The following is a 19,749-nucleotide window of genomic DNA, read 5'->3' as shown; positions in this document are numbered from 1 at the left end:
GAACGGTTTGAATTCGATGTCAAAACGACATCACAAATTATCTGATTTAAACCTTTGAAATTATTCAAAGTCCACTTTTTTAGGTTTGATTTTTCTAAGGGTGCCACCCAATATTCCAATTGTGATTCCCAACTGATATAGAAAATACAATAAAACTTCAAATGTGCTAGGAGTAAGATCTGTGAATCTACTGATTCCAGTTAATATCAACAATAAAGAACTAAAGAAGAAGACAAATAATTTTACAATTCCACGAATATCTGTAAATTTCAAAATAACAAAAGTCATCACAGTCACAGAAATTGCCAACACTGTTAGAAAACCAGTATTCATTCCAAAAATTAAAAACAATACAGATGCAAGTTCTGCAGGGCTTCCAGCAGAGATATTAGAAAGTTCGATTTTTTCAGGAGATGCAAATCTAGGTACACTAAGAATTGCATTTGCCAAAAACAAAACAAACAAAGTAACAGATACAGTCTTTAGATGATTTTGCAATCGTGGAAATCTAACAAGAATTGCACGTCCCAAAATTATTCCTTGAAGTAATCCAACCCCAAATGCCCCAATTACTGCAATAATAGAAAAAATTGGATCTTGAAATATATCAACAAGAAACGGAATTAGAGCCAATACTGATCATTATCCCATAAAGAGAGAATATTAGTTAAGAGATAACTAATTTTCGGAAAAAAAATAAAAAAAATTCATCAAAAATGGATTCGAAAAATGAACCAACTAGAGTAAGGTTAATAATTTCAAGATTAGAGGAACAACCAATGCAAAAGATGCTTTGGATTTTATTATCAGTTACATTTATTGGAATTTCAACAAATCTTGTGTATTCACAGGAGATGGGTTTAGCAACGTTTCAAGAAACCGCCCAAGTAATAATAGATAGAAGTATATCTCAAAATGTAACTGCCTCAGTAACTCTACAAAGTACAAGCATTCAAGAGATTAGAATTCCAGCAGAGTTAGAACAGAAGCTTAGAGAGGATGAAATGGTTAAAGCAGTAATTGTTACAAATCAAGAGCAATGTGTTTTAGGAGTTTTTAATGAATCATGTATTATGATTAACGTAGTAAGAGACCCATCAGCAAAAGGAATCATAGAGATTCAGGATGCAGCTAAAGAAGTTGCAATGCCATACATTGATGAGATAAACCAAGTCTTTGACACAGAGGCAGAACTTCATTCAGTTTTTGTACATAGTGATGATGCATCCAATGAGGCATTTGAGACATCAGGAGTCATTTCAGGAAAAGGAATGATTTCAGTAGTATACACAATGCCACCAGAAGACACCAATGCGATGTATGAAAAGACATCAGCAATTCTAATTCCAAAAATAATCAGAGATAGTGGAGGATTTTATGAAATTGCAAAAAATCTTTCATTTGAAGATAATGCAAAAATGACATTTTCAATAATACCTTTAGATTCAAAATCTCTGTTACAGTTGAAATTGTCAGTTGATTACCCTAATGAGGCATCTACAATTTCTGAAGTTAGTCCATTAGATTTGTTAAAAGTAGATACAATTAGCAGATCAGATTATTTTTCTTCAGGATTTTATCCACTCAATTCAATCATCCAAGTAGTCATATTATCACCTGAGGATGAAATAATTTCAAACATTAGAGGAAATATAGTTCCAACACAAACAGTGAATAACGAACAAATTCCAACAGACGTATCAAAACAAGGATGGGTTTTTGATCCTCAAGAAGGACAAAGAATTCAAGGCAAATATATTTTCGGAGAAGAAACTTCAGTTAACAAAGACAAGTTAAAGTTTTCATTAGGAGATGTACCACCTACACAACAAGAATCATCAGATGAATCGCTTGTAGTGGTGATAATAATTTCAATAGTTGCAATTGCAGCCGCATTGTTTTATCTTAAAGGGTATAGAAAATAATTATAGTAAAAGTACTGCCGCAGCAAAAACAGTAGTCCATTTCCCATCTTTATCACCACGTGTTGATTGGGTAATGTTATGAGTATTGTAAATTTCTCCAGATATCTTCCATTGTTGTCTTTTTTCATCCCAATTCTTATCAACATCAAATGGAATTCCCAATGATGATGCCAACATTTGTGCTGCAATATCTTCAGCATAGTCACCTGCCTGAGTCTCATTTTGTCCAAAAGACTCGTATTCAGACAAATAACCATATCTTGAGGTATCTTTTGGTTGGGCCAATCCAACAGATGCAGCACACATTCTATGGGGCTCATTAGTTTGATTCTTTGAATAAATTGTAAACAGAATCTGTCCAGGTTTGATTTGTTTTAGTCCCTCTTTTCTGGAAATTAGTTTTGCTTTTGGAGGGAAGATACTAGAAATCAATACCAGGTTTGTTCCTGCAATACCAGCATCTCTTAGGGCATATTCAAAGCTAGTTAACCTGTCTTCATGTATGCCTTTTCCTTTTGTGAGAAATAATTTCTTTGCAACTAAATCCAGCATTTTCAAAATTTTAGAAAGAGGGTTAGTATTTAACTTTAATTAAATTCTGAATTTCGTTTTATGAAAAGGTCATAGTGCAAGTTTTTTTGGAAAACTAATCTCGTTTCTTTTTCTTTTTTCTTTTATCAGGAGCTTTTGCTTCTTGTGTTAAAAAGATGAACGTGAAAAATGCTCCCAATCCAACATTGACAACCCCCATGAATGTAATGAATATTGTTTGTTCCTTTCCTGCAATCGGAGACAATCCAATTACAATACCCAAAATACCAGTTGCAAAGAACATCATCATCAAAACTTTGACTCTGGTTGGTTCAATGTATCGCATAACAGGTATCAAAAAATGGCATTATTATAAACTGACGGTTGAGATATTTTCCAGAAAAAGCCTTACAAAAAGAACACAGGTAACACTTTAAACCTTCAAAAATTTCATTTTACTTCGTGCCAATGTAGCTCAGCCTGGCTAGAGCATTCGCCTTGTAAGCGAAAGGTCATGGGTTCAGATCCCATCATTGGCTTTAAATTTTCAATGATAATTTGGCAATACGGTTAATTATGCTGGATTTTGGAGCAATCATACATGAGTTTTGAAGATAATGAGATCAAACAAGATGAAAATTATCAAAAAAAATCAAAATCAAATGGCCTAATAATTGGATTAATTGTTGCAGTGGGTGCTGCAGCATTTTTTGCAGGAATGTATGTTTCAAATATGAATTCAAATCAAATTTCACAAGAAGATCTTGATGATGCAATTGCAAAACTAGAACTCAAAATGTTACAAAACAGACTACCAACAAATCAACCATCACAGCCTGTAAAAATTTCAGCAGATGATGACCCAGTAATTGGAAATCCAGATGCACCAATAACAATAATAGAATTTTCTGATTTTCAATGTCCATTCTGTGCACGATTCCATGTGCAGACACTTCCATTGCTTTTAGAAGAATATATTGATCAAGGTAAAGTGAAACTAGTCTTTAGAGACTTTCCAATACAAAGTATTCATCCAAATGCACTTCCTGCATCAGTAGCAGCAGAGTGTGCAAATGAGCAAGGACAATTCAAAGCGATGCACGACATATTATTTGATAATCAAAATCAATGGAATAATCTAGAAACAGTTGATGCGTTATCTGTGTTTAGTCAATATGCATCTCAAATACAACTAGAACAAGAAACATTTGATGAGTGTCTCATAAGTGGAAAATACATCGAAGAGATAAGAAACGATCTTGATGATGGTAGAAGTTATGATGTCACAGGAACCCCAGGATTTTTTATAGGAAATGACGAGATAGGGTATGTAGAACTAAAAGGTGCACAGCCCTTTGAAAGTTTCAAAAAAGTTATTGATGCACAACTAGAGGCATAAAAAATAACAAGCGTTTATTAGACCTAAACTGTAACTTTACGCATCGGAATAATGACGGCTGGCAATGAGCTTTTCGTCATTGCTAAAGAGAAGATAATAAAATGACAAAATTTCAAGAATTAGGATTAAAAGAAGACATACTAAAAGGAATTAAAGACCTTGGATTTGAAGAAGCATTTCCAATTCAAGAGGCAGTAATTCCAGTATTACTTACAGGAAGAGATGTTGTAGGACAAGCACATACAGGATCGGGTAAAACTGCAGCATTTTCCTTATCAATGCTGCAAGAAATTCAACCAAAAAACGGAATTCAGGGTTTGATCATGGCCCCCACAAGAGAACTTGCTATGCAGATTACAGATGAGATTAAAAAATTTGGAAAATACACTGGAATTAGAGTAGCAACAGTTTATGGAGGACAAGGAATGGGACTTCAATTAGACGCTCTAGAAAGAGGAGTGGAAATTGTTGTAGCAACACCAGGTAGATTAATTGATCATCTCAAACGAGGATCAATAGAACTCAGAGACGTTTCACATATTGTTTTGGATGAAGCTGACACAATGTTAGATATGGGATTTGTTGATGATATTTCATTTATTTTAGATTTAGCACCAGAAGACAGAGTTATGTCGTTGTTTTCAGCAACAATGCCAACTGAAATTCTTAGATTGTCTGAGGAATATTTGAAAAACCCAAAACAATTCTTGTTAGATGCAGATGATCTCAGCGGAGAAGGAATTGATCAATCATATCTAGTCATAAAAGACAGGGACAAATTCAAGTATCTAATTGATTTTATCAAACCAGTAAAAGGCCAATCTATTGTGTTTTGCTCAACAAAATATAGAACTAGAGATGTTGCAAAATTCTTACACCAAGAAAAATTTGATGCAGTAGCAATAGAAGGAGACATGTCACAACACAGAAGAGAGCAATCAATGGGAAAATTCCGTAGTGGTAAGGCAGACATTCTAGTGGCAACAGATGTTGCATCAAGAGGCATAGATGTTCCAAGAGTAGAGTTGGTAATTAATTACGATGTTCCAAATCAAGAAATGGCATATTTTCACAGAATTGGAAGAACTGCAAGAGCAGGAGCAAAGGGTAAAGCAATTACATTTGTTTCATATTCATCAGTAGGAGATTGGAATCTTATTAAACGACAAATCAAAGTCCCTATCAAAGATTTGAATGAAGAGATGGGAATAGAAATTTCAATTCCAGATCCTCTAAAAAGACAAATGCCATCAAGAAGATACGGAGGTCAATCAAGATCAAACTATTCAAGAGGAGGTCGTTCTGGAGGATATGGAAGATCAGGTGGACGAGATTCAAGAGATGATAGAGGCGGTAGACGAAGATATAATGATAGAGGCGGTAACAGAAATAGTTACGGCGGCCGTAGTAGATGGTAACTGTAAAACTTAAAGACCACAACTACATAATTAATTCAAGGTAAAGTAATGCACAAAGGATTCATTTTATTAAATTGTGATCTAGGAGCCGAAGAGTACATTGTAGATGAGTTAAATCATATGCAAGATGTGAAAAATGCATATCTAACTTTTGGGGCATATGATGTCATTGCAGAAATAGAGACAGAAAATCAAGATGGATTTGAAAAAGCAATTGCAGTAATTAGAAAATTATCCAGAGTGGTCAGCACAATGACACTAAATGTAATTCGCCCCGAATAATTGTTATATGAGAAAATTCAGGATTGAATCAAATTGCAGAAAATTGATTATGAAGCACCAGTATGGGTACTAAATTACAATAATCCTAAACCACTTTTAGATCACGCCATACACATGTTAGAGAGACATGGGGTAAAACGCGAAGATATGGAAATTACAGAGACCCCAACTGCAAAGATAGGCTCAATTGTAGTTGAAATTTGGCCATATGAGCTTGTAATAGGCAGAGTCAGATCAACACGAAATGATTCTTTTATTAGCGGTACGGAATTTACAATTGAATTAAAATTAGACGAAGATGGAAATTACATAGATTATCTTTGAAGAAAAAGAAGATTCAAAATATAACAATTGTAGTGATTGCAATTAGCATTATTGGTGCAATTGGAGCATACAATTATTCAATAGATCAAACCAAACAAAAAGGATTACAGTTTGGAGTAGAGTTAGAACAAATTCAACAAGATGTAAAAGATTTGCAAATCAAATTTTATTCAGAGAAAACAAAGTGGGAAGAAGGGGACATAACAAAAGAAGAATTGTTAGAATTTTACGATGAACATCTAAATGAATTCAATGAAATCATTTCTAAATATGATGAACTTGATGCACCAGAATTATTTGAGAGTTCTGTAGAATTGCTAAAGATTTCATCAGAGACACAGTTGTCAAGTGATTCAGAATATATCAAATGGATCGAAACAGGAGACGAATCAGCTAAAATAAGATCAGATACACAGTTCCAAGAATCAGTAGAATACGAGTTACAGGGTTTAGTTGAGTTTTATTCAGCAAAAACAGGTATCAAAAACTATGATGAAGATGCAAAGTTTGAAGCTCCACAAGCAGGATTGACACAAAAAGTAATCCAAGTAGCAGAAAATATGGCAAGCAAATGCAATGAAGAATTCAAAAATGAGTTAGGAGGATTTGATTCCGACGAAATAGAAGTAGAGTGGTTTAACTGCATAAATGAGGCTAAAAAATGGAAAATAGAACATCTCCCATAAGAAATAATCAAATCCACAAAAAGTACTTTAAAGAATCAGACCAAGAATAATTGTGGAGAAGATCTTCATCATAGTAATTATTTTTACAAGCATGACACCACTTGTATTTGCAGACGTCTATATTCAAAATGATCAACAATATGTGGGAGATGATGGTTCGGTCCACATCGTAGGAGAAATTGTAAACAATCTAGACATACCTCTAAACCAAATTCAAGTACAAATTGATTTGTTTGATGAGAATCAACAACTAATTCAGCAAAAAGAGACAAGATCTTTAGTAAATACAATAATGCCAGGTATGAAAGGTCCATTTGATCTTATTTTAACAGATAATGAGGCAAAAAGTGCAAAATCGTATTCAATGGAATTGAACTATCAAGTAAGCCCTCCAAAAAGTCAAGTCATAGACATTACAGAGTCATCACTTTCAAGAGATAATCATAATAATTTGATGATTACAGGCACTGTAGTAAATAACGGAGAGATAACAGCAAATATGATATCAGTTATTGCCACACTTTATGACAAACAAGGAAATGTTGCAGCAGTATCACAAGTTAATCCTAAACCAGATTATCTAAGAGTAGAAGACAGTGCATTCTTTTTGTTATCAGTCCCAGACAAAATTCAAACTGAAGAAATTAAAGAATATGTGTTGATTGCAGAGTCTGAAGAATATGCAGCAGTACCAGAATTTCCCATAGGCACAGTTATCGTACTCATACTCACATTATCAGCATATATTGGAATTACACGGTATTCTGGAAGAATTATAACAAATCTCTTTTCTGCAACAAATCTAAAGTAGGAAAAATCTCTTTGATCAATTCTTCTTTTTTTAAAGGAGTAGGTTTTGAAAATAAAATAGGAAAAGTTATTGTCAGCATATCTTGATCAGTGTGAGATATTCGTACTGAATGAAATTTGGAATTTATTTCAGACAAAACATTATTCCATTTTTCCAAGTGTGTATTTACTCTAGTAACATTTTGATGAACATCTGAAATGCTAGTATCTAAATCCCTATCAAACAAGCCAAATTTTACTAGAGGAATCATCATTATTCCTCCTGAAATCATATCATGGTTTTTTAGCATAGAAGAAATGATTTGTTCAGAATTTTCTTTAGGATAGATATCACCATAGTCAGGATCAAAATATCCTGCAATCATTTTATTTGAATCATATATGCGAAAATATTCCTCGTCTAATTCTAACTTCCACAACATCTAAAAATTAATCCATGAATAAATAAACGATTAATCAAAGACAGTTAAATAAACAGGAGTTAAAGAAAAGTATGGCAATCTCAAAAGAGAACAAAGAATTCATAGACAGTTTAATTGATTATTACATTAGCGAATCTGAAGCATATACTCAGATTGCAGAAAACTTTGTTCCAGAAGTTGAATCTGTTCCAGATACAGCATTTGGAATTATTACGGGATGTGTATATTCGGGATTCTTACAAGCATATCAAAACCAGCAACAAACTCCAAGTTTAGAAGATATAAGAGAATTTAATGAAATGATAAAAAATCGTGCTGCATTAATAAAAAAGGCCATAATTGAGCCTCATAAAACAGAAGCAAAAGAAGAAACTGAAGAAATCAAAGAACAATAAAGATTTTAGAATTATTTTTAAAAAATCAATACAGTTTAATTCTGAAAAAATGGTGTAAAAACATGAACGTAGATGGCAGTAAAATAATTTTTTGGGGAGGAACTGCTGCAGCAGTAGTCACAGCAATAGTTGCATTATATTTTTCGATTCGTTAAAGATAAATCATAAAGAAAGTCTAACAATGTATGTCAGCAACAAATGAATTCAAAATAACTCAAATTGTAGACAACGGTCAGATGGTACAATTGACTTTAATTGAAAATGTTTCAACAGAGCCAATTTCACAAAAACAGATGATTATTGAAAATGTTTCAAAAAAACTTGATCAAGAAACAAAAGAGCAGGTTATGCCATTATTAGAAGCAATTTTGCAAGCACAGCCCACAGTAAACATCAAGTCATATCAACAGACTCAGATTACAATTGCGATGCCAAAATCAAGATATGACGGAATGGGAAGACCACAAGTAGGCAATACGATTGAAGTTAACTTAAAGAAAATCTAAAGATCAGAATTTATTTCATCAATGGTGTGCAAAGGTAGCGAACAAGTAAAGTTTTTGCAAATAAACACAGATGTTTTTTCTTCAAAAGATTTTCCTGCAAAGAAAGGATATGTAGAGAGTGCAAATAATTGATCAGAATTTTGTACAGTGACAATAATTGCGTTTGGGATATATTCTAAAATGACTGAGTTACATAGTTGAGAATTTTCGGGGTTGATAATCGTAATTTCAACAGGTTTTTCTAAATAAAGTGAAATTGTATTTAGTAAATATCCAAATCCAAACGGATTTTCAGCAGCCATTTGTGCCTGAGATTCCATGATTTTTGTGGTAATTTCTAGAAATTGTTGTTCTTGAGAAAAGTGAAATAGTCTAAGCATGACAAATGCAGAAACAGAATTTCCCGAAGGCAATGACAAATCATAATTGCTTTTGGGTCTGATGATTAATTTTTCATGATTGTCAGAAGTCATAAAGAAGCTATTATTTTCTGAATCCCAGAAATGATCTACTAAATGATGGCCTAGTTTGATTGCCAATTTTAGATATTTTGGATCAGGTTCAATTTCAAACACATCTAAGAGGCAATTGACAAAATAAGAATAATCTTCTAGATAACCATCAATTTTTGCAGTTTTATTTTTATAAGTTCTCAATAACTTACCTTCTGAAAACAAATTATTTTCAATAAAAGAGATGCAGTTTTTTGCAGCATCAAGATATCTTGAATCATTTGTTACACGATATCCTTTAGCAAATGCAGTAACCATCAGTGAATTCCATGAAACCAAAATTTTATCATCTAATCCAGGGGGAATGCGTTTGGAACGAATATCAAGAAGTTTTTTAGAACAATGCTGAAGGGTTTCTCTAACTTTATCTTCCGTAGTTCCAAAATTAAAAGCAACTGTAGAAATATTCAGATTGTTGCAGAGAATGTTATTTCCTTCCCAATTTCCACCATCAGTAACATCATAAAACAGACAAAAAATATCTGCATCATCACCAAGAATTTCTTTGATTTCACTTTTTTTCCAGACATAAAATTTGCCCTCTACACCTTCAGAGTCTGCATCATATGCAGAATAAAAGCCACCTTCAGGAGAAGTCATTTCACGTAAGACAAAATCAAGTGTTTTTTTCAAAACATCAAGATAGAAAGGATCTTTTGTTATTTGAAATGCCTCAGCATAATTTACAGGAATCAGTGCATTATCATAAAGCATTTTTTCAAAATGAGGTACAAGCCACTTTGCATCTGTAGAATATCGATGAAAACCACCTCCAATTTGATCAAAGATTCCGCCATTTGCCATTTTTTTGAGAGTTTTGAGCCCAAATTCGGTAAATTTTGAAAGACCAGACAATTTTGCATAACGAAACAAAAATGAAACGTTTGCAGCATTGGGGAATTTAGGGGCAGAACCAAATCCACCACAAGTAGAATCACCTAATTGGAACAGATTCATTGCAGCTTCATCAAGAATGCTTCTTTCTAATTTTGATGGAACCGAAACTTTTTCAGTTTTATTTAGAGCGTTAAGAAAGTTTTCTGCAGATTTTTCAATGTCTTTTGGTTTTTCTTTCCAAGCTTGAGAGAGTTGTCTGCATATACTTCCAAATCCAGGACGACCGTAAGAATCCAATACAGGGAAATATGTTCCTACATAGAATGGTTTTTGATCAGGGGTTAAGAAAATACTCAAAGGCCATCCACCTTGACCGGTAGCTATTTGACAAACTTTTTGATAAATGTCATCAATGTCGGGGCGCTCTTCTCTATCAACCTTAATGTTTACAAAATTATCATTCATGAATTTTGCAACATCTTCATTTTCAAATGATTCATGTTCCATTACATGACACCAATGACAAGAACTATAACCAATACTAAGAAAGATGGGCTTGTTTTCATCTTTTGCTTTTTTTAATGCTTCATCATTCCATCCATACCAATCAACTGGATTATGCGCATGTTGAAGAAGATAAGGACTAGTTTCATGAATAAGATTATTTTCTGCCATAGTTTTTCAGATATGTTTTGATATTTGTACCTAAAGGGTTAACCCCAAATTCCTCTTCCTTCAGTTATTTCATAAATTCTAACATTAATTTTTCCAAGTAATTTTACTTTGGATTTATGAGCTTTTTTATCATGACTGTAATCTTTTTTCTCAACTAATTCCTGTAAGCGTTTTAGTTGTTCAAGAGTGAGATTTTTGAATTCATTTTTAGAACTAGATACAAGACGCAGTAATTCTACTCTTTCTTTATCTTCGTCAGTAATTTTATCCACAACTCAAGACATTCAGTGTCCTTTATTTTTCTAATGAATTAGTAGGTAAATGAAACCATATATGTAAACAATTGTGAATAATTTACCAAGTTTTTAAGACAAATTTTCATATATTTTGAAAGTGATTTAAATTCTATTAAGTACTGTTTACCATATGAGTCAACTACTTGTTGCACATCAAAAAAGAAATGCATTGTTATTCATAGGAATTGTTGGAGCAATAACAGGATTGGTTTTTTTCTTGATTTGACTGATTTAAAAAATTGATAATGCCTGATTTACAGTAATATGAATTCAGGATTAGCGAATCTTAAAATTCCATGAAAAATTTTCAAGTTTATGGAAAAGATGCGTGCAATGGTACTTGAAAGATGTGGGGCAATAGAGACTAATCCATTAAAACTAACTCAAATTGATAGACATGAGATTAAAAGGCCAAATGAGATTTTGCTAAAAATTGAAGCATGTGGAGTTTGTCATTCACAGCTTCACGGTATTGAGGGGGATTGGCAAGACCTTGGTATTCCACCACAACTACCAACAGTTCCGGGACATGAGGTTGTTGGAAAAGTTATTGGGATAGGAGAACAAGTTACAAAATTCAAAGTTGGAGATAGGGCAGGAATCACTCCGTTGTTAGAAGCATGTAAAGAATGTCAATATTGTAAAGAAGGAAAAGAGTATCTTTGTGAATCATCAACAATTACAGGAGAATCTTTCAAAGGAGGATATACAGAATACATTACAGTAACTGAAGATTTTGCTACCAAAGTTCCTGAGCATATGAAACCAGAATATGCAGCACCGCTATTTTGTGCAGGAATTACGGCATACAAAGCAGTCAAAGCTGCAGAACCACAGACTCACAAAAAAATCGGAATTTTTGGGATTGGAGGAGTAGGACACATGGCAGTACAATTTGCCAAAGTAAAAGATTGTGAGGTCATAGCATTTTCAAGATCACAAAATCACCTAGATGTTGCAAAGAGATTAGGTGCAGATGATGCAATACAATTTTCTAAAAATCAAGAAGAGTTTTTGAAAAAATTAAAAGAAAAACACGGAATGCTTGATGCAGTAATTGTGTTTGCACCGGCAGATATTGTAACTGATACTGCAATCAAAGCAGTAAAAAAAGGAGGGATGATAGTCATTGCAACGGTTGGTGAGAATCCAGCATTCATGGCATTTGAAGAGAAGACAATTAGAGGCACGCTTATTGGTTCAACTGCAGATATGGAAGAAGTAATCAAGATATGTGATGAAAAAAATATTGAAGTAATAACAGAAACATTTCCTTTAGAGAGTGCAAATGAAGTTCTCAAAAAATTAAAAGATTCAAGTATCGAAGCCAGAGCAGTTTTGATTCCTTGACTAGTTAAATATCGGAGTGAATGTTTGGCAGTATGAATTGTAATAGATGTCATCATACAGATGAAGCACATGTTCCAAATGAACAAAGTAATTCATTAATGAAAATGGGTAAATGTCAAATTCCAACATGTACATGTCAACAATACTTGGATCCAATACAAGAAATTGATGAAGAGTTGTTGTAACAATTCATATATCAAAATCATTTTGAATACTCATGGAAAAACACAAACCATCAGACGAGATGATAAAAGAATTAGACAATTTATTGTCAAAAATTAACGCCATGGAAATTGTTGCGTCAGATGATTTTCAAAAAAATTCAATTAAAATCATGAGGGCCTTGGTAGAAGGACAAATTCATTCAATAAATGAATTTGGTCATTTGAAAAAAGCAATTGATTTACTAACATTGCAACTATTTGATGTTCAAAATAAAGTCAAGAATTAAGTTTTGTGTCACTAATTCCACAACTACTACATCTATAGAGTGTGGATTTTTCTAGAAATTGTTCTGCCTTCATTTCAGAGCCACAACAAGGACATGAAAATTTTTTAGAGGATTCGGGGGATTTCCTAACAACATAATCAGGTTTGGGTTGAGTAACATCACGAGAATTACATGGTGGGTTGTATCGGACTTTGATTTTATTTAGAACACTTTCTCGATGATCTTTACTTGCATCAAATAAAGGCAATATTGCCAAGTATAATGATTTTTCAGAGCCCGATTTTTCAACCCAACACTTGAAACCGGAATGTTGTACAAAAAATGATTTATCATCTGTTTTTTCGCAATCGCCTGCATATACAATATTGAATCTATCCTTATCCCTAGCCATGATTAGAAACACAAGTTTTTCCATTGGTGGACCCCATTCATCAAGTGGAATAGGGCCAAGGAACTCATATTGTAAAATTTGAATACTCAACAATAGTATTTTGAATAACTGTCTTTTCTCCTTTTCTTAGAAAGTTGCCTAGTGCCATGAAATTGATCGCAGTATATGAACTTGAAAAGATTAAATTCAAGAGTGATTGATTTTTTTTAAATGAAAGAGCCTCACAATCATGCAAAAGTCGGATACGGGATGATTGCAGTAGCAGCTTCATTAGCAGTTATTGGAATAATGGGATTGTTTATGGCAGATGATGTATTATATGCAGATAATTTACAAAGAGACCACACAAAGCACTTTAACGAATGTAAAGTAAATGATTTCAAAACAGAAGGTTGTGAAAAATACTGGGATAGAATCAACAATCAAATCTCAGGAATTTACGTAGACTTGGATGAATAATTTCTAATATCCGTTTGAGAAATCTTCAAGCATGTTTTGATTCTTTGTAAGTCTGTTCATTGCAAAGAATGCACCACCAACAATTCCTGCCTGATAAAACGTATACAAGAATACACCTGAAGATGTAGGATCAGATTTTGTAAAACTCAGAGCCAACATTGTGAAAAATACAAAGGTTCCAACTGAAGTTACCAATCTATTAAGAAAGCCAAAGTTCATCCCAACAATTCTTTTTGTAGCTGCTGCCATCAGAGTAATGCTAGTAATAATCAGAAATGTGGCACCACCATTTGCAGTAATGAAATTATTTGCCCAAGGCAGCAATCCATCCTCAAGAATAGACATATCAGGCATGATACTTCCGCCATTTATTGCAAAGTTTACAGAGCTAAACATACCACCTATAACAAAAAAGAACAAGAAGGTTTTAACAATTGATCGCTTTAGAGGACTCCTAATTTCAGATGGTTTTACAGCTCTTTCTGTAATCCTTACTCCATATAGAAAACCAACTGCCATTGCAGGAATGAACATAATATTGATGAGAATTGGAGATTGTTTGTTAATTTCTTCAATTTGAGGATGGAATATTAGAAATAGAATTACTGCAAGAGAGGCAGAAGCACCAAATAAAATTAATCCCAAGTATTTGTGATCGTGTGATTCATACGAGTCAGTCCAATTATACATTCTACAAAGTCATAACAAAATCATTAAAGCCCAAATCAAAAAAAACTTGGTTAAGTTATCAATTTTTTGTAATTATTTGAGAAATAGTTATAACTTGAAAGCATACGAGTTTGTACGTGAAAGGGCAATCTTCAAGAGTATTTTTAATGTTATTTTTCGGTATTTTACTTACTAGTGGTTTTCCTAATTTTATGATGCAAGAGGCACATGCACTTACTCCGACTATCAATACTGCAGCAACAGCAACAACAACTACAGTCACTGTGAATTTTAACAATGGACCTGTTTTCAATGAAGGTGGAACCGGTACCAGTTACATTTCTTGTTTTAGGATTGGAGGCAACACAGTAAGTAGTGGAACTGACATTGGAACTACAGAAGGTGGTGGTTCAAGTACAATTACATTGACAACTACAGCATTCGGGACAGGTGATACTCCTAATGTAGTTTATGCTGTTGCAAACTGTTCAGGAGGTTCAATAATTGCAGCATCAGATGGAACAGTTGACGGTAACGGAGACGATTTGGGAGATGTGACTTTTACTAGTACCACAGATGGAGTTGCTCCAGTTTTTTCATCTGCAGAAGCAACATCAACAACAACGGTCGTAGTTACAATGTCTGAAAATGTTGAATTCGAAGGAACATCACAACCATCTGCATGGAATGTAGATGGTTCTACTTCAGGAGCTCATACTGCAACTGCAGTATCAATTTCAGGGAACAAAATCACATTAACAGTTAGCGGATTATTATTTGGAGAAACATTGGATGTAGATTATACAGCCCCAGGAGGAGCAAATGATATTGAAGATACAGTTACCCCGACTGGAAATGCTTTAGCAACTTTTAGTAATCAATCAGTTACCAACAACATTGCAAAAACTGAATCAAAAAGTGGAGGTTCTGGATGTGATGGAGATTGTGAAGAACCAACATTAGGAGTACTTCCAAACGGACAAAGAGTTGTTGATGATGGATTCACATACAACGGTTACTCTATTGATGTTGAGAGATTCTTTACACCATATCCACTAATTACATCACAAGTAGGAAAACAAAACACAGCAATATTCAAGATTTATGAAAATAGAGGACCAGATAATATTGCTCACTTTACATTTGCATTTGGTTTAGGCAAAGGTGAAATAATTTCCCAAAGTCAGGCAATGATTGAAGTTGATTTTGCAAGAGATAGAACTCAAACAGTAACCATAACTGATCCAGAAAATGCACTTGATAACGTTTCAGTTACAACTGACAAGGTTTCATGTAATGGAGGTTCAACCCAATGTCTTGAAATAACTATAAATCACATGTTCAGAGAACCATTAGATTTTAACATTGTATCTACTGATGTTTGGGATTATTCTAGACAAGCATGGCAAAATTACTATAATCATGGAATTGAAATTATCGGAACATCAATGAATCCAGCAAAACAACATGAGGGAATTAATCAAGGGCATATCTACCACTTAACTGAAACAAGTAAAACCACAGCTGTTGACGAGTTTGGAGATTCATGGACATTCCAGTATGGAATATGGATGAAAGATTACATTAAACAAGAAAGAATTCAGGATGATGAGACTCTAGTATTTGATAGAATGCATTCAGACTTTGCAGAATATAGAGAAAATCTATCAAATGAAGCTTTGAACCAACTATTAGAAACTTGCCCATTATGTATTGAACAATATAGTGACTTTGAAGATTCAACAAGTTGGGAATATGGAAATAAAATTAGTAAATTGAGTAATCCTGAGATACAAATGATGATGACCGTAGAAGAACAAAAAGCTCAAGAAATCATGAAACGTCTGATGGATTCAAAATATGATCTAAGAAATGCATATTTTGGAATTGAAAAAGATGACAGGCCAATAGCAGAAATTCTAGAAGAAGAGAGAGTTAACAAAATTATCTTACAAGCAGAAAGAGCATGGTTAAAGCAAATTATTGCACCAAATCAGTAGGATAATTGCCAAAAGTCACCAGACAGTTTTTGACTTAAGTAACATCTAGTTCAGAATAAAATTATTCCTCTCCAATTTCACAGATAATTAACATACAGTATTTCTTGACATCTAAAATATTTCAAAGACATAACTTTAACACATAAGAAAAAAAATTTTAAAACAGTTCTCAAAAACCAGCAGAAATTGGATCAGATGGTTTCATTATCTCTCTCAGCAGAATTGTTGCAAAAGAACCTCTTGATAATGTAAATTCTACGACATTATCATGTGAAGAATAATCAGAACAATCAATTGCAGCCTGTCTAAATCCACCTTCACTGCTTACCTCTTGCATTTCTTTGATAAAGAAATCCTTTGGAGATACTTCTTCTTGTTTGAGTATCTGTGAGATTTGATTATCAAATCTTGTTTTTTTGTAATAGGAATATCCAACAAAAGGCAATGCAAGATTTTGATCTAACCCTTGGATGAATTTCCCAATTATCCCTTTATGATCAAAACACACATCACCAGATTTGGCCTCAAACAGATTTTCACCATCAGTAAATGCAGCACTTAGAGAGTTATTGAAGATGAAGGATTGATATGCCTGGATATAAAATCGCCTCAAAGATAGTGGGATTGCACGTACTGCACGGAAAGGGTCATCATGATCAATCAGTTCTTTTAAAACAATTCTTTCAATATCCATTTGCTTTGGAATTTTTTCAAAATATTGCTTGTAATTCTGTTTATCAGCAAGTTTACCTCGAATTTCATTATTTTCTTTTGAATCATAGTCAGAAGTAAAGGACAAAATTAGTTTAACCGCTTCATCAAAGTTTCTTTGAAGTATTGCTTTTCCTATCAAATGAGTCACAGGTCTTTTTGAACCAAATCTCTGATAACCATAAAAATTTAGAACATTTTCAAATTCTGTAAAAGAAGACAATCCATGAGAACACTCAGAGATTTTAATTTTGAAATGATTACCAATCATATCTTTCTTTGAAAGGGGTTTTTTTACAAAACCAACTTTTTTCAAAGAATATTTTTCTGTAGAATAATCTTCTATTGTTTTACCTTTATTCCCAGAACAAACAAATTGCTCAGTGATTGCAGATGCATCTTTTAGGCCTAGAGACTTTAATCTAATTCCTTTCTTTTTAAAAACATCAGATAATGCATGGTTTGTATCAATTTTTTTCTTTTTTAATTTGTAAACAGTATAACCTTCTTCTTGATTAATAGAGTTCTGTGTTTTTTCTAAAATCTTTTCAGATACTTCAAAATCTTCTGGAGTTACACGTATTTTTCCACCAATACCATCAAATTTTGTACTATAAACAGAAATTCCAATTTGAGAATCTAAAGTGGGTATCACTCTATTGTCACTGTAACATATTTGCTAATTGCAATATCAGAAGATTGTATTCCAACTAGAACTTTGTATTCTCCAGGGAGTGCATCATTGGATGCAGAAATTTTTGCATTAATTGATTGCGGAGTACCAGAAAGCAATTGGAAAGACTGGGAATTGTCAGGATTAAGTTCTACATTCAAAAAGTCATGGGTAGTTCCAAGTATTAGAGAACCACCTAATGTTTCACCGTTTGAATTCGGCAAAACTACAAAGTCAATATTTTGAGAAATGCCAGGATTAAGAGAGATTATTTCAGATTCTAATTGAATTTCAAGCGGTAATTGAACAGAAGTATCAACTACACCAATATTGTTTTCAACCCATTCAGTAAACCATATTTTTTTCCCATCAACTGCAAAATCAAAAATTTGTGCCAATCCACAATCTGCAACCATTAAACCAGTTCCAGGATCACAGTCACCCCAAAAAGGATTCTTAGAAGGGACATGATATTCAACTAGAGAATTAGATTTTGGATCAAATACAGAAATATTGTTTGCGTTTTGTTCATTGAAGATAATTCTGCCTTGCTCATCAGAGTCAATCCAATAAGGTCTAGAGATAGGAGTTTTGATCACGCCAGTTTGATTTCCATATGTGCTAAGTAATGGGTCTGCTGTCACATATTGAGTAAACTCTTCAGATATCGGATCAAAACTAAAGAAAGAAGAAGACGTAGTATCAGCTAACCAGATTTTTCCATCATCAGATACAACAGCCCCATTCGGAGTTAGTAATTCTACAGGCAATTGGTAAATTTCAGTAAACATTTCTCCTGCAAAGAATTCTTTTCCAGATTCTTGAACTGCGTTTCGATATCCGTTTTGATCAAATTTTACTAAAACACCACCTTGTTGAAATAGCCAATTTGTATACCATACATTGCCATCTCCATCCAATGTAAAATCAGCAGTTACAGAATTATCAACAGGAGAAGGAAGGCTAATGTATTCAACATCACCTGTGGATTGACCTATATCAAAGAATGTGAGTTTGTTTCCAGTAAAATCATTAATAATTATTTGAGACCCATCAATGTGAAGTCTTTGAGGCAAAGAATCAGTTTCAGAGGGATAACCAAGTCTATCATATTTTTCATCAATCGTTGAGAATTTCCAGACAGAATCAAATGTCTCATCAGTAAACCATACAGAGCCATCAGGTGCATAATCTATTCCCCACATCATGGAACGTCCATTTTTTGGCCATGTAGGATTGTCATATTCAGTAAATGTTTCAGTGTTAGGATCAAATTTTGCTAATTTTCCAGTATTTGTTTGGGCAAACCAAACATTGCCATCATAGTCAGTAACAATTGCCAAAGGATTTGTACATTCAGTTGGAATAGAATACTCTGTTACAAAATCAGTAGACTTTGCATTTCCAGAACCGCAAAACCTAGGACGATCCTCATCAGGGAAATTATCTGCAGGAGTTCCAGTGATTGTAAGTTCAGGATTATCATCTTCAGGAGTGAGTCCAGGAATTGCAATTACAACTCCAGAAGTCACCATAATTCCACCTAAAAATGCAAAAGCCAAAATCCCTTTGGTCTGTTTTTTCACAAATAAAAAAGCAAACTTTCCTTGTTATATCTTATTCCAAATATCTAGAGTAACTTCAAATCTCCAGTCACTTTATCAATAAGATTTTCAGGAGCTGGACCAATTGAAATGCATGTTGTGGTTCCAGGGGCAATCTGAGTATGGCCTGCATCAGTAACTTCAGACCAAGGTAAATTCAAATCAATTGCATGTTTTTTTATTTCTTGTAAATCCTTGATACCAGAAACTTTGACTACTACCTTTTCTTGTCCTCCCCACCATTGTTCATACCACTCTGGGTGAGATTTTCTCACATGTTCTGCACCAAGAACACAAGCATGTCCTACTTGTGCAGCGATTTTTCCTTTTCCCATTTCAAGGTCAGTTCTAACAACAATAACCTGTTTGATATCCCCCATACTAATATCAAAAACAGGCATAATGAAAAACTTTTGAATTAAA

Annotated in this window: 25 protein-coding genes and 1 tRNA gene; 15 read left to right on the top strand and 11 right to left on the bottom strand. The window is 33.6% G+C overall.

The features are described from left to right. Window positions 1–60 precede the first annotated feature (60 nt). A complete protein-coding gene (locus Nisw_RS07770) occupies window positions 61–633 on the bottom strand; it encodes a hypothetical protein (protein ID WP_141977967.1) in 573 nt (190 codons plus the stop codon). 146 nt (window positions 634–779) lie between these two features. Here Nisw_RS07770 and Nisw_RS07765 point away from each other — a divergent pair, with 146 nt between their 5' ends. Continuing rightward, the gene (locus Nisw_RS07765; RefSeq protein WP_141977966.1) at window positions 780–1,925 is read left to right on the top strand and encodes a hypothetical protein; all 1,146 of its coding nucleotides are present in this window, start codon (window positions 780–782) and stop codon (window positions 1,923–1,925) included. Here the strand turns inward: Nisw_RS07765 and Nisw_RS07760 are convergent, their stop codons facing one another. Further along, window positions 1,926–2,477 (bottom strand): pyruvoyl-dependent arginine decarboxylase, encoded by a 552-nt coding sequence (locus tag Nisw_RS07760; RefSeq protein ID WP_141977964.1) that lies wholly within the window; start codon window positions 2,475–2,477, stop codon window positions 1,926–1,928. A gap of 94 nt (window positions 2,478–2,571) precedes the next feature. After that, window positions 2,572–2,802, bottom strand: a complete 231-nt coding sequence (locus Nisw_RS07755; protein ID WP_255430759.1) for a hypothetical protein — start codon at window positions 2,800–2,802, stop codon at window positions 2,572–2,574. A gap of 118 nt (window positions 2,803–2,920) precedes the next feature. On the opposite strand from Nisw_RS07755, the gene Nisw_RS07750 reads away from it, so the two are divergent. The 7 genes from Nisw_RS07750 to Nisw_RS07720 all read left to right on the top strand — a co-directional run bounded on the left by Nisw_RS07750 (window position 2,921) and on the right by Nisw_RS07720 (window position 7,376). After that, a tRNA-Thr gene (locus Nisw_RS07750) sits at window positions 2,921–2,995 on the top strand. A 62-nt stretch (window positions 2,996–3,057) separates the two neighbouring features. Beyond that, window positions 3,058–3,855: a DsbA family protein gene (locus Nisw_RS07745; protein WP_141977962.1), complete on the top strand. Its 798-nt coding sequence runs from the start codon at window positions 3,058–3,060 to the stop codon at window positions 3,853–3,855. Between the two features lie 101 nt (window positions 3,856–3,956). Continuing rightward, window positions 3,957–5,273: a DEAD/DEAH box helicase gene (locus tag Nisw_RS07740; RefSeq protein ID WP_141977959.1), complete on the top strand. Its 1,317-nt coding sequence runs from the start codon at window positions 3,957–3,959 to the stop codon at window positions 5,271–5,273. 48 nt (window positions 5,274–5,321) lie between these two features. Beyond that, entirely contained in the window at window positions 5,322–5,555 is a 234-nt protein-coding gene (locus Nisw_RS07735) for an Lrp/AsnC ligand binding domain-containing protein (protein ID WP_141977957.1), read from the top strand. Between the two features lie 33 nt (window positions 5,556–5,588). After that, window positions 5,589–5,879, top strand: coding sequence for a hypothetical protein (locus Nisw_RS07730; RefSeq protein WP_141977955.1), 291 nt, complete (start codon window positions 5,589–5,591; stop codon window positions 5,877–5,879). Further along, window positions 5,876–6,565 carry a hypothetical protein gene (locus tag Nisw_RS07725; protein WP_141977953.1) on the top strand — a complete coding sequence of 230 codons (690 nt, stop codon included), beginning with the start codon at window positions 5,876–5,878 and terminating at the stop codon, window positions 6,563–6,565. Before Nisw_RS07730 ends, Nisw_RS07725 begins: the two co-directional genes overlap by 4 nt. Window positions 6,566–6,656: 91 nt before the next feature. Continuing rightward, window positions 6,657–7,376 carry a DUF3426 domain-containing protein gene (locus Nisw_RS07720; RefSeq protein WP_255430758.1) on the top strand — a complete coding sequence of 240 codons (720 nt, stop codon included), beginning with the start codon at window positions 6,657–6,659 and terminating at the stop codon, window positions 7,374–7,376. Here the strand turns inward: Nisw_RS07720 and Nisw_RS07715 are convergent. After that, a complete protein-coding gene (locus Nisw_RS07715; protein WP_141977949.1) occupies window positions 7,339–7,797 on the bottom strand; it encodes a hypothetical protein in 459 nt (152 codons plus the stop codon). The genes Nisw_RS07720 and Nisw_RS07715 overlap by 38 nt on opposite strands. 71 nt (window positions 7,798–7,868) lie before the next feature. Here Nisw_RS07715 and Nisw_RS07710 point away from each other — a divergent pair, with 71 nt between their 5' ends. Next, on the top strand, window positions 7,869–8,192 hold the full coding sequence (locus Nisw_RS07710; RefSeq protein WP_141977947.1) for a hypothetical protein: 324 nt from the start codon (window positions 7,869–7,871) through the stop codon (window positions 8,190–8,192). Window positions 8,193–8,377: 185 nt separating this feature from the next. Further along, window positions 8,378–8,698: a hypothetical protein gene (locus Nisw_RS07705; RefSeq protein ID WP_141977945.1), complete on the top strand. Its 321-nt coding sequence runs from the start codon at window positions 8,378–8,380 to the stop codon at window positions 8,696–8,698. Here Nisw_RS07705 and Nisw_RS07700 read toward each other — a convergent pair. Both Nisw_RS07700 and Nisw_RS07695 read right to left on the bottom strand, forming a co-directional pair. Then, window positions 8,695–10,722 (bottom strand): thioredoxin domain-containing protein, encoded by a 2,028-nt coding sequence (locus Nisw_RS07700; RefSeq protein ID WP_141977943.1) that lies wholly within the window; start codon window positions 10,720–10,722, stop codon window positions 8,695–8,697. The genes Nisw_RS07705 and Nisw_RS07700 overlap by 4 nt on opposite strands. Before the next feature lie 38 nt (window positions 10,723–10,760). Then, on the bottom strand, window positions 10,761–10,994 hold the full coding sequence (locus Nisw_RS07695; protein WP_141977941.1) for a hypothetical protein: 234 nt from the start codon (window positions 10,992–10,994) through the stop codon (window positions 10,761–10,763). A 339-nt stretch (window positions 10,995–11,333) separates the two neighbouring features. On the opposite strand from Nisw_RS07695, the gene Nisw_RS07690 reads away from it, so the two are divergent. The 3 genes from Nisw_RS07690 to Nisw_RS07685 are packed head-to-tail and all read left to right on the top strand — an operon-like array spanning window position 11,334 to window position 12,819. Then, window positions 11,334–12,368: an alcohol dehydrogenase catalytic domain-containing protein gene (locus Nisw_RS07690; RefSeq protein ID WP_141977939.1), complete on the top strand. Its 1,035-nt coding sequence runs from the start codon at window positions 11,334–11,336 to the stop codon at window positions 12,366–12,368. 32 nt (window positions 12,369–12,400) lie between these two features. Then, window positions 12,401–12,553, top strand: coding sequence for a hypothetical protein (locus Nisw_RS09250; protein ID WP_185736604.1), 153 nt, complete (start codon window positions 12,401–12,403; stop codon window positions 12,551–12,553). A 32-nt stretch (window positions 12,554–12,585) separates the two neighbouring features. Next, a complete protein-coding gene (locus tag Nisw_RS07685) occupies window positions 12,586–12,819 on the top strand; it encodes a hypothetical protein (protein WP_141977937.1) in 234 nt (77 codons plus the stop codon). Here the strand turns inward: Nisw_RS07685 and Nisw_RS07680 are convergent. Then, window positions 12,809–13,300: a hypothetical protein gene (locus Nisw_RS07680; RefSeq protein ID WP_141977935.1), complete on the bottom strand. Its 492-nt coding sequence runs from the start codon at window positions 13,298–13,300 to the stop codon at window positions 12,809–12,811. The genes Nisw_RS07685 and Nisw_RS07680 overlap by 11 nt on opposite strands. A gap of 120 nt (window positions 13,301–13,420) precedes the next feature. Between Nisw_RS07680 and Nisw_RS07675 the strand changes: the two genes are divergently transcribed. After that, window positions 13,421–13,669 carry a hypothetical protein gene (locus tag Nisw_RS07675; protein WP_141977933.1) on the top strand — a complete coding sequence of 83 codons (249 nt, stop codon included), beginning with the start codon at window positions 13,421–13,423 and terminating at the stop codon, window positions 13,667–13,669. 3 nt (window positions 13,670–13,672) lie between these two features. On the opposite strand, the gene Nisw_RS07670 is transcribed toward Nisw_RS07675, so the two are convergent. Beyond that, window positions 13,673–14,359, bottom strand: coding sequence for a hypothetical protein (locus Nisw_RS07670; protein ID WP_141977931.1), 687 nt, complete (start codon window positions 14,357–14,359; stop codon window positions 13,673–13,675). 146 nt (window positions 14,360–14,505) lie between these two features. Between Nisw_RS07670 and Nisw_RS07665 the strand changes: the two genes are divergently transcribed. Then, window positions 14,506–16,338, top strand: coding sequence for a hypothetical protein (locus Nisw_RS07665; RefSeq protein WP_141977929.1), 1,833 nt, complete (start codon window positions 14,506–14,508; stop codon window positions 16,336–16,338). A 169-nt stretch (window positions 16,339–16,507) separates the two neighbouring features. On the opposite strand, the gene truD is transcribed toward Nisw_RS07665, so the two are convergent. The 3 genes from truD to pth2 are packed head-to-tail and all read right to left on the bottom strand — an operon-like array spanning window position 16,508 to window position 19,706. Then, window positions 16,508–17,704, bottom strand: coding sequence for a tRNA pseudouridine(13) synthase TruD (truD, locus tag Nisw_RS07660; protein ID WP_141977927.1), 1,197 nt, complete (start codon window positions 17,702–17,704; stop codon window positions 16,508–16,510). Beyond that, entirely contained in the window at window positions 17,701–19,308 is a 1,608-nt protein-coding gene (locus Nisw_RS07655) for a lyase (protein WP_141977925.1), read from the bottom strand. The genes truD and Nisw_RS07655 overlap by 4 nt, the downstream gene beginning before the upstream one ends. A 44-nt stretch (window positions 19,309–19,352) precedes the next feature. Beyond that, the gene (gene pth2, locus Nisw_RS07650; protein WP_141977923.1) at window positions 19,353–19,706 is read right to left on the bottom strand and encodes a peptidyl-tRNA hydrolase Pth2; all 354 of its coding nucleotides are present in this window, start codon (window positions 19,704–19,706) and stop codon (window positions 19,353–19,355) included. Window positions 19,707–19,749 lie beyond the last annotated feature (43 nt).

The sequence above is a fragment of the Candidatus Nitrosopumilus sp. SW genome (assembly GCF_006740685.1).
GTDB lineage: Archaea > Thermoproteota > Nitrososphaeria > Nitrososphaerales > Nitrosopumilaceae > Nitrosopumilus.
This window is presented reverse-complemented; position numbering and strand designations above follow the sequence as displayed.